This is a genomic window from Puniceicoccus vermicola (genome assembly GCF_014230055.1).
Classification (GTDB): Bacteria; Verrucomicrobiota; Verrucomicrobiia; order Opitutales; family Puniceicoccaceae; genus Puniceicoccus; species Puniceicoccus vermicola.
The window spans coordinates 1-12535 of record NZ_JACHVA010000028.1 but is presented as its reverse complement, the minus strand read 5'-3'; the positions used below and the strand labels follow the sequence as shown (position 1 = coordinate 12535).

Sequence of the window (12535 nt, the reverse complement as noted above, 5' to 3'; positions counted from 1 at the left end):
TCGCTTTAGGGTTGCCCGATAGGGATCAACCCGTTTTTCTTCTCCGTTTTCCCAAGATTCATCATGTCTAGAATTTGCGCAATCACAGGTCGTCGTCCCATTCGGGGAGGTAAAATCACTCGCAAGGGTCAATCCAAGAAGAGCGGAGGGATCGGCACGCACGTCGTGAAGAATTCCAAACGCACCTTCCGACCCAACCTGCAACGGGTTCGCGTTCGCATGCCCAACGGGCAAGTGAAGCGGATTTGGGTGTCGGCTAAAGCCCTGAAAGCGGGCAAGGTCGTTAAGGCCTAAGACCTCGAACGGTTTTCCTTTCCCTAGTTCCCGGTGTCGGTCACGAACAACACGTTCTCGGTCGAAACAGGGGGGAGAGGATTGTATGAAATCACCGACCGCGTTCAATCAGCGGTCTCAAGCGCGGGTGCCTCAGAGGCGCTGGCGCTTGTTTTTTGCCGTCATACCAGCTGCAGCTTGGTCTTGATGGAGAATGCGGATCCGACTGCGCAGGCGGATTTGGAGCGGTATATGGATGAGATGGTCCCCGATGGCACGGGCTACGAGCATACTCTCGAGGGGCCGGATGATATGCCGAGCCACATTAAAATGGTCCTGACCCGTTCCTCGGAATCCATTCCGGTGATCAATGGTCGGCTCGCTCTCGGAACCTGGCAGGGAATCTTCCTCTGGGAACACCGTGACCGCCCACATCGGCGGTCGTTGGTGGTTTCCATCTCCCAGTAGAGAAGGACACTGTCGTTGCCGGCACGGGCCCGGAACAGCCTCCTCTCTGGCCTCTCCAACCGCATGGCTTATGGAAATGTGGGTTCAGCACATTTCTGAGAAAATTTGAGCGAGGGTTCGGAGGTTTTGATCCCTTCACTGTGGGTGGGTTGCTTTAGCGCCCACCTAGGCGGCTGGCGGGCCACGTCTTGTTCATGGCCTTCACGGCTACCGGCTCGATCATTCCTGGTGATCCTAGCGAATCGAGTAACTGATTCTAAGGGCGGCTTTTTGGGGGCCTCGATGTTACTCTTCGATTCCCTGGCGGAATTTCTCGAGATTGTCCGCTTTGAAGAAGGCGGTTCCGCAGACAAAGGTATCGGCCCCGGCTTGACGGCATTGGGGGCCGGTTTCGGCGTCGACGCCTCCATCGACTTCGATGCGGAAGGGGAGATCTTTCTCCCGGCGAATCTGGTCGGCGGCTTGGATTTTCTCCAAGACCTCGGTGCGGAAAGACTGTCCTCCGAATCCCGGTTGGACGGTCATGAGGAGGAGGAGATCGATTTCCTCGAGAAAAGGGAGAGCTCGTTCGAGAGGAGTGCCCGGGTTGAGGGCGAGCCCGGCTTTGAGGCCTTTGTCGCGAATGGCGTGTAGGGTCTCGCGAATGGGGTAGAAGGGTTCGACGTGGATCGTAATTTGGTCAGAGGACTTGGCAAAGGCATCGATCATGAGATCGGGGCGGGCCAGCATCAGGTGGGTGTCGAAGAAAAGGTCCGGCGCAATGGGTCGCAGGTCGTCGATGGTTTTGGGGCCGAAACTCAGGTTGGGAACGAAGTGGCCATCCATGATGTCCAGGTGCAGCCATTCGATTGGTAGCTTTAAGATCTTCTCCAAGCCGTCACGAAGATTGGCGTGATTCCCCGCGAGCATCGACGGGGCGAGCTTCGGGGGGAATGGCGAAGAAGTGGAGGATGGATCGGTCATGGCTGGATGAATGGTTAGTCTAATTTTTTCGGATCGACGACAATGGGTCCAAGAAATTCGGCACTGAACTCATCTTCGAGGAATTTGCGGAGTTCGGGCGGAGTTTTGGCGATGAGAGCCTCCAATTCGTTGACGGAGACCGGGAGGTCGGAGGCCTCTGCCACGGCCGCTTCGAGGTCGATGTGTTCCCCATCTTCCCATTGCTTGGGCTTCCGAGCCTTCTTGGGCTTGGGAGGTTCGTAGTCGGGGGGAGGTTCGTTGGAATCCTCTTCATCCGAACCATAGATGGCGTGGGGAGAGTAGTCCGTGGTATCCTCGAGATTTCCGGAATCTACCTCCTCGTCGTCCGATTTTTCGGGCTCTGGAGGTTTCTCTGAGGGGGGAGGAGAGGCCGTTGCGGCCTCTTTTACGGGTTCACGGCCCGGGGGGACTCGCTCAATTTTTTTTTTGACCCGCAGGTTCAGTTCCAACGAGGTCGCTGATTTGGCGAATCACAGTATCGATGGGTCGAGTGCGGGCGTGGTCGACGGCGCGAAGGAGCGTAACCTCAAAATTGACGCGTTCAGAGAGGCCCTTTTGCACGGCCCGTTCCCCCGCCTTGAGGGCGTCGAGGATGCGCAGAAGAGGTTCGATCTCGAGAACCGGGCCCAGCTTGTTGCTCGATCCCCCCGAACGAATGGCTTCCAGCAGGGCTTCCCGGATGAGTCCGGAAAGATCGGTAAGGATCCGGGAAAGGTCCTTCCCTTCGCGGCTGAAGCGGTCGGCACAGGAAACCAGGCCTTCGTAGTCGCTCTCGGCGAGGGAGCGTCCGAGTTTGGCCAAGTCCGCTTCGCCGGCCATCCCGAAGACGGAGAGGACATCCCCTTCGCTGATTTCGGTGCCGCAGAAGGAAATCAATTGATCGAGAATGGACTGTGCATCGCGCATTCCACCGTTGGCCAGCTTGGCGATGGCCCGCAGGGCGGAGTCCTCGACCTTAATTTCCTCAGCTTTGGAGATCTCCCCGAGGCGACGGACGATTTCTGCATCGTCGATCGGGCGAAATTCGAGGCGTTGGCAGCGGGAGACGATGGTCGGGAGCACTTTATTGCTCTCAGTCGTCGCAAAAATGAATTTAACGTGAGGGGGAGGTTCTTCGAGAGTCTTGAGGAGAGCGTTGAAAGCCGCCTGCGAGAGCATGTGCACCTCGTCGATGATGTAGATCTTGAAGGGGCACTGGGATGGGCGGTATTGGCAATCCTCGCGGAGGTCGCGAACCTGCTCGACGGAGTTGTTGGAGGCACCATCGATCTCGATGACATCCATGCAACTGCCCCCCATTATTGCCTGAACCAAGTCGGAATCGGCATCGAAGTTGACCGTAGGTTTCTCCGAACCGTTCAGGGCGCAGGCGAGAAGGCGGGCGGTACTCGTTTTCCCGGTGCCACGGGGGCCGATAAATAGGTAGGCGTGCGCCAGCCGCTCCCGCTCAATCGCATTCGAGAGCGTGCGGACGATATGTTCCTGCCCAACGAGATCCTCGAAGCGCTTCGGCCTCCAGCGACGGGCAATGACTTGGTATCCACCTTCCACAATCTCAAACTGAAAAGGACATTCGGGCAGGGCAACGGAAAAGATTTTGAATCGTCCGATCGATTGCCTCAAACGGCCTCTTTACGAAGGCTCGGGCGGAGAGGCGGGATTTTTCGAGCGGTTGCGGTACGAAGGTTGAATGCTTTCATCGGGAGCAGGGGGCTGTTTGCACGGGCTATTCAGTTTGAATCCAGGCCGCCCAGGATTTTCGAACGCGGGGAACCTCCCCACCGGCTGACGCCGGTCCCCCCCTCCTACAAGTATGAGGGGAGTTCTGGTTCTGGGGACTTTGGCTATGGTCCCATTTCAGACTCCTTCTTTGCTTGTCAGCAACCTCGAGTTTGCCGAATGGCATGGAGGGCTGTAGGGGCCCCGACGGTGTCGGGGCTGGAGGGGGGCGGCTTGGTCTTATTCTCTACGGAAATCCTCGCAAGCCGCTAAAAATCAGCGATATCCAACTGAAGTTTGCACTCCTCAGAGGCTAAATTCGCACTTCCCGTCTTCCTCAAACTGGTCGAGGTTGCGGATGGTCACATCCGCGATGTTGGCCAAGGCATCCCGGGTGAAAAAGGCCTGGTGGCTCGTGATCAAGACATTGGGAAAGGAGGTGAGTCGCAGCAGTCGGTCATCGTCCATGATTCCCTCGGAGTGGTCCTCGAAAAATATGCCTTCCTCCTCTTCATAGACATCGAGGCCCAAGGCGCCGATGATGCGCTCTTTGACGCCTTCGATGGCGGCATCGGCATCGATGAGACCACCACGACTGGTGTTGATGATCATCACACCCTTCTTGAGCTTCGGGAGAGCTTCGGCTCCAATGATGTGGTGGGTCTGTTTCATCAGCGGGCAGTGCAGGCTGATGATGTCTGACTGGGCGAAGAGATCGTCCAAAGAAACATACTCGGCCCCAAGAGCTTTCATTTCCTCGTTGGGGTAGGGGTCGTAGGCCAGAAGCTTGCAGCCAAAGCCCTTCATGATTCCTGCGAAAACTACGCCAATCTTGCCAGTGCCAATGATTCCGACGGTCTTCCCGTGAAGGTCGAAGCCTTCGAGGCCGTCGATGGAGAAGTCGTATTCCCGCACCCGGGAGTAGGCTCGGTGAATCTTGCGGTTGAGGCTGAGGATCAACCCGACGGCAAATTCGGCGACCGCGTAGGGGGAATAGGCCGGAACGCGGGTCACCGTCACCCCGTATTTGCGGGCAGCCTCCAAGTCGACGTTGTTGAAGCCGGCGCAGCGGAGCGCGATCAATCGGCAGTCGTTCTCGGCGAGAGTTCGGATGACTTCCTCATCAACGATGTCATGGACGAAAGGGCAAACCGCATCCGCCTCGGTCGCCAGTGCAACCGTTTCGGGGCGAAGCCGATCCTGAATAAAAGTGAACTCGTGTTTGTCGTGGTTGGCCTCGGTGAGCGAGCGACGGTCGTAGCGCTTGGTGGAGAATACTGTAACTTTCATGAAGAGAAAATTCCGTGAGCCGGAATGTGGTGAGACAGCCAAAGCAAAAGGGGAGTCCAGGTGGCAAGGCAAACCAAACTCTTGAGGAGAATATTCGTGTCAATTAATTAACCAGGTTAATTTAAATTGACTTCAGCTGAAACGAGTTGGTTGGAAGGGGGGGCTGCTCAGTTTGAATCCGCGAATGGGTCGTCTTCGATGGGGACTCCCATGCTCTTGAGCAGATCGATGCGTTCTTCCATGCGGCGGATTTCGGCTTGGAGGAGGACGAGGCGTTTGCCGGTGCGGTCGCGGGCGCGCAGGGATTGCTGGAAGAGAGCGGCGACGCGCACTCTATGCTGGGGATCTTGAATTCCTGCGAGCTGTTGTTGGATTTGCCAAGTTTGGTTTTGCAGTCTTTTCCACTCTCGAGAGAGGAGGCGTTCCCGCTTTCGGGCATCCTGCACTTCGAGGACGAGTCGTTCCCGGGGGCTCGCTGCGAGATATTCGTCGAGCATGTCGAGCTGGGGCCCCGTCAATCCGTCAACGACGACGAGTTCATTTCCCTGAAAGGTCGTGGAGAGGAGGTCGAGGGAGGAACGGGTCAGGGAGGCAAAGGGATAGAGGTAGAAGTCTTTGCCTTTAGGTTTTCGAAAGCAGAGCCAGGAGACGTCATTCTTCGATCGGACAACCGAAATGATTTCGGCCTCAATCGTAACTCCTTCGGTGTTGGTGATGGAAACGACCTTACGCGGCGCTGCGGTCAGCCCGCTGATCCCGAGGATTAGGGTGAGGAAGACGAGTCGTTTCGTGATCACGATTCAAAATGGTAATCGATTTTTGCGTGAAGGCAACGAGAAGGAGAAGGGAGGGGAGCCGTGAGGCATGCGGGGCGGAATGAATTCCGCGGTCCGGGGGAGGCGTTTGGGGAGGTTAGCCGTGAAGGAGGTTTCAGTGAGAGAATCCGCAAGACTCATGAGAATATTCACCGTACCTGTGGTTGCATGGCATCTTTTCCGAAAGAGGGCGTCATGCAACATATCAATAAATCCTGATTCGTTGATGGATTAATAGTTGATCCCTCTTGGGAAATGCCTACTTTTTGTCTCATGTCGAAGCAGAAACAGATTCCCGAATCCGCGTCCTTTGGGCAGTTGCGGGAAATTTTTCAGAAGCGCATCGCCTTTTTGGACGGAGCGATGGGCACCATGATTCAGCGTCACAATCTGACGGAGGAAGACTTTCGCAATGAGGATCTGAAGGATGTCCCGGGAGATTTGAAGGGGAACAACGATCTGCTCAGCATTACGCGTCCGGAGATCATCGAAGACATCCACCGGAAATTTTTTGAAGCGGGTTCGGACATCGTCGAGACGAACACTTTCAGTGGAACGACTATCGCCCAGGCGGATTACGGTCTCGAGAGTTGGGTGGATCGGATCAACCGGGACTCGGTGCGGTTGGCCCGCAAGGTGGCTGATGAGATTTCGGCTCGCGAGGGGCGTCAGCTTTTCGTTGCGGGAGCGATGGGGCCGACGAACCGGACGGCCTCGCTCTCTCCAGATGTGAACCGTCCGGAATACCGGGCCGTCACCTACGAGCAACTGCGGACGGCTTACTATGAGCAGGCAAAGAGCCTCGTCGAGGCGGGGGCGGATCTACTCCTGCCGGAGACGACTTTCGATACTCTGAATCTCAAAGCTTCGATCCACGCGATTGAAGATCTCTTCGAGGAGCGAAACGAGCGGATCCCCGTGATCCTGTCGGTGACGATTACGGACCAGTCCGGGCGGACCTTGTCCGGCCAGACGGTGGAGGCGTTCTGGAATTCGGTTCGGCATGCAAAGCCATTCTGCGTGGGTCTCAACTGTGCTCTCGGCGCGGATTTGATGAAGCCATTTCTGCAGGAACTTTCGCGGGTCGCGGATACCTATGTTCACGTTTATCCTAATGCGGGCTTGCCGAATCCTCTGAGTGATACCGGATATGACGAAACGCCGGAGCATACGGGAAGTGCGCTGGCGGGCTTTGCCACCGAGGGGCTGGTCAATCTCGTCGGGGGATGCTGCGGAACGACTCCGGATCACATCGCTGCGGTGGTGGAAGAAGTTTCCGAGTTTCCGCCACGGGTGGTTCCAGAGATTACGCGTTGTCTGCGATTGAGCGGATTGGAGCCGATGAATTTTGACGGGTCCGGTGAAGGATTCCTGATGGTGGGGGAACGGGCAAATGTGACCGGTTCTCCGCGCTTCAAGAAGTTGATCAAAGCCGGAGATTTTGAGGGCGCGCTGACGGTTGCCAGTTCTCAGATTGAGAAGGGCGCTCACGTATTGGACGTGAACTTTGACGAGGGCATGCTCGAAGGGGAGGAGTGCATGCGCAAGTTCCTCAACCTGCTGGGTTCCGAGCCGGATATCTCCCGGGTGCCGTTCATGATCGACAGTTCCAAGTGGTCGGTGATCGAGGCGGGGCTGCAGTGTGTGCAGGGCAAGCCAATCGTGAACTCGATTAGCCTGAAAGAGGGCGAAGACGCTTTCCGCAAACAGGCCCAGAAGATCCTTCGCTACGGTGCGGCCGCAGTGGTGATGGCTTTCGATGAGAACGGTCAGGCCGTCTCGGTGGAGGGCAAAGTGGAAATCGCCGAGCGCTCATTCCGGATCCTCACAGAGGAAGTTGGATTCGAGCCTCAGGACGTCATTTTTGACCTCAATATCCTCACGGTCGCGACCGGGATGGAGGAGCATAACCCGTATGCCGTGAACTTCATCGAGGCCGTCCGTGAAGTGAAGAAGCGCTGCCCGGGTTGCTTGACCAGTGGAGGTCTCTCGAACGTTTCGTTCTCCTTCCGTGGCAACAATCCTGTGCGGGAGGCGATGCACGCATCATTCCTCCATCACGCGCAAAAGGCTGGCCTCGACATGGCGATCGTGAATCCCGGTCTCTTGATGGATTACGACAAGATCGAGGAGCCGCTGAAGACCTTGGTCGACGATGTCATCCTCAACCGCAATCCTGAATCGACCGAGCGGCTCATCGAGCATGCGGAGGCGATCAAGGAAGGCCGCGCTGGCGGGAGTCCCGAAGAGCGGGTGAGTGCGGCCATGGTTCGCGGGATGAAGGTGTTGCAAGAGCTCTTCGAACGAGCTTCCCGTGAAAAGAACCCGGAGATTCTCGAGAAATTCCTCCTAGGGGGCGAAGGAGCCGTGCCTGCCGGAGATTCGGTAAAAAAAAAAGCTGAAGGGGTAGGCGATTGGCGTTCCCAAGACTTGGGCAAACGCATCGAGCACGCCTTGGTTCGCGGAATCGCGAGCCATATTGAGGAGGATACCGAGGAGGCTCGGCAGAAGCTGGACCGTCCGCTCGACGTGATCGAGGGCCCGCTCATGGACGGCATGAAGGTCGTTGGGAAGCTCTTCGGCGAGGGGAAGATGTTTCTCCCTCAAGTGGTCAAGAGTGCGCGGGTCATGAAAAAGGCCGTGGCCTATCTTCTCCCTTACATGGAGGAGGAGAAAAAGGATTCCAGCTCGGCGGGAACCTTTGTCATCGCGACCGTTCGGGGCGATGTGCACGACATCGGGAAAAACATCGTCGGAGTGGTCCTCGGGTGCAACGGCTACAAGGTGGTCGACCTTGGAGTGATGTGTGAGCTCGACAAAATTCTCGATGCGGCGAGAGAGCACAACGCGGACTTCATCGGGATGTCCGGTCTGATCACGCCCTCGCTCGATGAGATGATCACCAACGCGAAGGAGATGGAGAAACGGGGAATGAACGTGCCGATTTTGGTCGGGGGTGCGACGACCTCGAAAGCCCATACCGCCATTAAGATCGCACCGCACTACAGCGGGCCTGTGATTCATGTGAGCGATGCCTCGCTCGTCACCGAGGTCTGCAATCATTTGACCAACGAGAAGACGAGGGAGCAGTACCTGATCGATCTGGAAGACTCCCACCAAAAGGCGCGCGAGCGTCATGCGGCCGGGGCGGCGACTTCGGCAAAATATGTGCCTCTGGTGGAAGCGCGGGAGCGGGCGTTCTCGCCTGATTGGGATTCGTATGAACCGCTGGTCCCCGAAACGGTGGGGACGGAGTTGCTCGAGTCGATTTCGCCGGAAGAGGTGATTGAATATTTTGACTGGTCTCCCTTTTTCCATGCCTGGCAGATGCGCGGGAGTTTTCCCAAGATCTTGACTCACCATCAGCGTGGCGAGGAAGCCACGAAGCTCTATGACGATGCCCGCCGGATCCTCGATGATCTGGTAAGCGGAAAGCGGGTCCATCTCCGGGGAATCCTCGGATTGTGGCCGGCGAATTCGATTGGAGACGATGTGGAGATCTATGGCGACGCTTCGCGGAAGACGGTTCTGGATACCTTTCGTTTCCTGCGTCAGCAGAAGGAAAAAAGCTCGGCCGATGAGCCGTATCTCTCGCTGGCCGATTTCGTTGCCCCGAAGACTTCGGGCAAGATCGACTACGTCGGGGCATTTGCCTGCACGGCGGGCCAGGAGATCGAGGATTACGCCGCTTCGTTCAAACAGAGTGGAGACGACTACACGGCGATCTTGATTCAAGCGCTGGCTGATCGTTTTGCCGAAGGTCTTTCGGAGTTCTGCCATAAAAAGGTGCGGGATAATTGGGGATTTGGGCGCGAGGAAGGCTTTCGCTTCGGGGAACGGTTGTCGGCGGATCGCGGTGCGGTGAATCCTCATGTCGATTGGATGATTAAGGAACGCTACCGCAGCATCCGTCCTGCTGCCGGGTATCCTTCCGCTCCCGACCACACGGAGAAGCAGGGGATTTGGGATCTGCTCGAAGTGGAAAAGAAGATCGGAGTTTCGCTGACGACCAGCTACGCTATGAATCCCCCCAGTTCGGTCTCCGGCCTCTATTTTGCCCACCCGGAGGCCCGATATTTCGGGGTTGGTCGAATCGCTCGAGATCAGATCGAGGACTATGCTTCACGAAAGGGTATGAGCATTGAGGAGTGCGAAAAGTGGCTCCAGTCGGATCTGGCTTTCGAGCCGGAGGCAATCGCAACCGCTGCAGGGTAAGTTCGCGGCATTTTTCACGGGACCTAAATCACATGATTGAAAGAATTTCACGAAACCTCCGTGATCGGGGAGTCTCCGAATCGCAGATTCTATCGTTTGCCCGCCGGTTTGACGGAAGACTGGGCACGGATGAGGTCTGGCAGGATTGGGTCGAGTGCGTCGATGCTTCGGACTATGGCTGGCAAGAATGGGTCGATTCGATCATCCTCCTCGATAAGCGGATTGAGGGTTCCTCGGGTCCCTCAGCCCCGGTTCTCGAGCGTTTGCTGGGCTACGTCAGTTGTGCGGCGGAAGGGGCACAGCGTGGAAAATTCGTCGATCCGCTGCCCGAGATTGTTGCAGCCGCTCTGGAGCAATACGGATTCGCAGACGAGGATTGAAAATCGAGAGGAGTGGCGTTTGGGTCAATCGATGTTCGGTTCACTCTCGCGCTTGGCATTCGGTCTCCTCTCTTTGTTTTGGATTGTCGGGGGACTGGGACTGCGCCGCGCCGAGGCGGCTTTTCAGATCACCAATCCCTTCAGTGAGGTCGTCGAAGATGTCTCGGGTTTTGTGAACTCAAAGTTGGGGCCGAGTGATGTCGGCGCCAGTTACGCGGCCTTGATCAACTTTGCGGGAAATCCCGATATTTCGACCGCCACCTACTATATCGATTCGGGGGGGCAGGCGACAGGAACCTTGACGGTCGGGCGATTCAGTTTCCGGAAACCACTTTGGGAAGAGGGTGACTCTTGGCGTCCCTTTATTCAGGCCTTCATTCCCTACGAAACCTTGAAGTACGATGTGGATTTCGAGGGGGAAGGGGAGGATGCCGACGCGCAGTGGGATGCGATTGGCCTGATTCTGACCGCGGGAAACGAGTTTGCGGTCTCAGATCGGATGAAGGTGACCCCAGGGATTAATTTTGGTGCCTTTCAGCTCGAAAGCAATGCGGGCTTCCGGGGAGCGATTTCAGAAAACATTATCGATACGACGTTTTCGGGGAGGGATTTCGACTGGACCGCTTACGCTTGGGTCTTGGGGGCTTCGGTGTGGTTGGATTACGAATGGGAGCATCGAACCTATGATGCCGGCCTTCACGCTGGAATCACCTACAACCATGTAGAGTCTTTTTATGCGACGGAGGACCGGATTTCCTTCTCCAGTGAAGCGGTAACGGTCGCGTTGAACTATGAGACCGTGCATGACACCCCCATCAGTTTGAATGATTTTCCCCTGAAACTCGTCTTGTCGGTGGGAGGCTCGGCTTTCTTCGGGCCAGCTGGCAATGCTCTGGGATTCAGCAGTTTTACGGACTATGGGGCAGCCGTGAAAACGGATATCTCCCGGTTGGGTTGGCCGATTCAGTCTCTGCAGCTCGGCGGCAAGCTGATCTTCGGCCCGGACGTGACTGGCTGGAGCCTGATTCTGCAATACGAGTTCTGATCCTCCAGGCGGCCAGGCTGGCCGGTGTTGAATACTCTTGTTCAGGTGGCCTTATACCCATGCGAGTCCCTCCGATTTTTCTGGTCTCTTCGCTAAGAGGAAGGTAAGCTCAAAGCGCAGATCAAGCAGGCCGTTGTTGGTTTTCAGGAAACCCCAATTTTCTGAATGGCGACGGTCGGAAACCCCTAACCCCAAGGAAGACCATGAAAAAGAACGAACTGCGCGTCTGGGCGATCAGAACCCATTCGCCGGATGAGTGGTGGGTTGAAGTCGATGGTGAAGTCTCGGAATCGGTTGTTTCACTGGACGAAGCGTTTCGTCGGGCCGATGGTGCGAAAGAGTCATTCATCATTCATTCTTCCCATGCCGAAGAAGCGGACAATCCGAACTGGATTAAAATGGGAGTAGACGAACCGCAAAATGACTCATTCGGATTGCCGAAATGGGTTTGTGGCAAATGTAGCTTCCCCCTCGAGAAACCGGACCAACCAAAGATTTCAGTAGGGGAGGCCCTCGGCTACATTTTGGTGGTCCCCGGAATTCTGATGACGAGGAAGCGGAAGAGCTCCTCCAACGGACGTTGCCCTCATTGTGGATCCGATCGGTTGATCGCGGGCAATTCCAAGGCGGGGAAGGTCCTGCTTTCGCGTTAGATTCCTACTCCTGCAAAGGGAGGGGCTGACTGGACCCAAGCCGGACCTTCACTGGGTGATGCTACGGCGCGTAAGAAACGGTCTTCCTCAAAGTTTGGGGACATGAGGGGCAAAGACCATCATGTCCCCAATGAATAACCTAACAGGAATAGCAGGCTACGAAGTGATCTCGCAGCGATGCAAATCGGATTTGGACGAGTTGGAGGCGGTTCTGGAGAGGGAGCCTGAGAGATGCCCTTACTGCGCGGCCCCGGGGCCGCGCAGTAAGGGCCGTTATCTTCGGAAGGTGCGTCATCGAAGTGGTTATGTTCGTTCAACTTTTTTGTTGGTGCACACCCGCCGTTTCTGGTGCTGGAGGTGCAAGCGGAGTTTCCTTCCCACGCTTCCGGGCATCCGTCCTTATCGCCAGAGCTCGGAGCTCTTTCGCAAGGAAGTCCACCAGCGCCACGAAGACGGGATCTGCGCGAGCACTTTGGCCAAGAGGGAGCGAATCGGGCAGGCTACGGTCGAACGGATTTATCACCAGCACACCGAGCTGGAGGTGCGCAAACGTTCCAACCGGGATTGCCCCCGGATGCTCGGAATCGACGAGCATACCCTGGGCAAAAAGAACCGCTTTTGCACCACCTTCTGCGACCTCGGCAACAATCGGGTCTTCGAGGTCAGGCCCGGTCGCAGCGAAAAGGAGCTCTC

At 56.5% G+C, this 12535-nt stretch carries 12 protein-coding genes; 7 read left to right on the top strand and 5 right to left on the bottom strand.

The genetic code is table 11. From position 1 onward, the window contains the following. Nucleotides 1-63 precede the first annotated feature (63 nt). Nucleotides 64-294 (top strand): 50S ribosomal protein L28, encoded by a 231-nt coding sequence (gene rpmB / locus H5P30_RS02275; RefSeq protein WP_185691343.1) that lies wholly within the window; start codon nt 64-66, stop codon nt 292-294. Between the two features lie 33 nt (nt 295-327). After that, nucleotides 328-741: a secondary thiamine-phosphate synthase enzyme YjbQ gene (locus H5P30_RS02270; protein ID WP_185691342.1), complete on the top strand. Its 414-nt coding sequence runs from the start codon at nt 328-330 to the stop codon at nt 739-741. Nucleotides 742-1026: 285 nt separating this feature from the next. Here H5P30_RS02270 and rpe read toward each other — a convergent pair whose 3' ends face one another. From rpe to H5P30_RS02245, 5 genes are all read right to left on the bottom strand, one after another. Beyond that, a complete protein-coding gene (gene rpe / locus H5P30_RS02265; RefSeq protein WP_185691341.1) occupies nt 1027-1704 on the bottom strand; it encodes a ribulose-phosphate 3-epimerase in 678 nt (225 codons plus the stop codon). Between the two features lie 14 nt (nt 1705-1718). Continuing rightward, nucleotides 1719-2174 (bottom strand): hypothetical protein, encoded by a 456-nt coding sequence (locus tag H5P30_RS02260; RefSeq protein WP_185691340.1) that lies wholly within the window; start codon nt 2172-2174, stop codon nt 1719-1721. Further along, a complete protein-coding gene (dnaX, locus tag H5P30_RS02255) occupies nt 2140-3348 on the bottom strand; it encodes a DNA polymerase III subunit gamma/tau (RefSeq protein ID WP_246459224.1) in 1209 nt (402 codons plus the stop codon). Before dnaX ends, H5P30_RS02260 begins: the two co-directional genes overlap by 35 nt. Nucleotides 3349-3750: 402 nt before the next feature. Continuing rightward, nucleotides 3751-4734 carry a 2-hydroxyacid dehydrogenase gene (locus H5P30_RS02250; protein ID WP_185691339.1) on the bottom strand — a complete coding sequence of 328 codons (984 nt, stop codon included), beginning with the start codon at nt 4732-4734 and terminating at the stop codon, nt 3751-3753. 167 nt (nt 4735-4901) lie between these two features. Next, on the bottom strand, nt 4902-5531 hold the full coding sequence (locus H5P30_RS02245; RefSeq protein WP_185691338.1) for a hypothetical protein: 630 nt from the start codon (nt 5529-5531) through the stop codon (nt 4902-4904). 291 nt (nt 5532-5822) lie between these two features. Here H5P30_RS02245 and H5P30_RS02240 point away from each other — a divergent pair, with 291 nt between their 5' ends. From H5P30_RS02240 to H5P30_RS02220, 5 genes are all read left to right on the top strand, one after another. Then, nucleotides 5823-9764, top strand: a complete 3942-nt coding sequence (locus H5P30_RS02240; protein WP_185691337.1) for a vitamin B12 dependent-methionine synthase activation domain-containing protein — start codon at nt 5823-5825, stop codon at nt 9762-9764. 32 nt (nt 9765-9796) lie between these two features. Beyond that, the gene (locus H5P30_RS02235; protein ID WP_185691336.1) at nt 9797-10144 is read left to right on the top strand and encodes a hypothetical protein; all 348 of its coding nucleotides are present in this window, start codon (nt 9797-9799) and stop codon (nt 10142-10144) included. Between the two features lie 31 nt (nt 10145-10175). Next, complete coding sequence (locus H5P30_RS02230) at nt 10176-11189, top strand: hypothetical protein (RefSeq protein ID WP_185691335.1); 1014 nt, start codon at nt 10176-10178, stop codon at nt 11187-11189. 203 nt (nt 11190-11392) lie between these two features. Next, nucleotides 11393-11842, top strand: a complete 450-nt coding sequence (locus H5P30_RS02225) for a hypothetical protein (protein WP_185691334.1) — start codon at nt 11393-11395, stop codon at nt 11840-11842. A gap of 130 nt (nt 11843-11972) precedes the next feature. After that, the coding region (locus H5P30_RS02220; RefSeq protein ID WP_185691332.1) for a transposase at nt 11973-12535 on the top strand (563 nt) is incomplete at its 3' end.

Excerpts from the sequence above, each read along its gene's own strand:
- rpmB (WP_185691343.1), top strand. The coding sequence starts at position 64 with ATGTCTAGAATTTGCGCAATCACAGGTCGTCGTCCCATTCGGGGAGGT.
- H5P30_RS02250 (WP_185691339.1), bottom strand. The coding sequence starts at position 4,734 with ATGAAAGTTACAGTATTCTCCACCAAGCGCTACGACCGTCGCTCGCTC.
- H5P30_RS02225 (WP_185691334.1), top strand. The coding sequence starts at position 11,393 with ATGAAAAAGAACGAACTGCGCGTCTGGGCGATCAGAACCCATTCGCCG.
- H5P30_RS02240 (WP_185691337.1), top strand. The coding sequence starts at position 5,823 with ATGTCGAAGCAGAAACAGATTCCCGAATCCGCGTCCTTTGGGCAGTTG.
- H5P30_RS02235 (WP_185691336.1), top strand. The coding sequence starts at position 9,797 with ATGATTGAAAGAATTTCACGAAACCTCCGTGATCGGGGAGTCTCCGAA.
- H5P30_RS02230 (WP_185691335.1), top strand. The coding sequence starts at position 10,176 with ATGTTCGGTTCACTCTCGCGCTTGGCATTCGGTCTCCTCTCTTTGTTT.
- rpe (WP_185691341.1), bottom strand. The coding sequence starts at position 1,704 with ATGACCGATCCATCCTCCACTTCTTCGCCATTCCCCCCGAAGCTCGCC.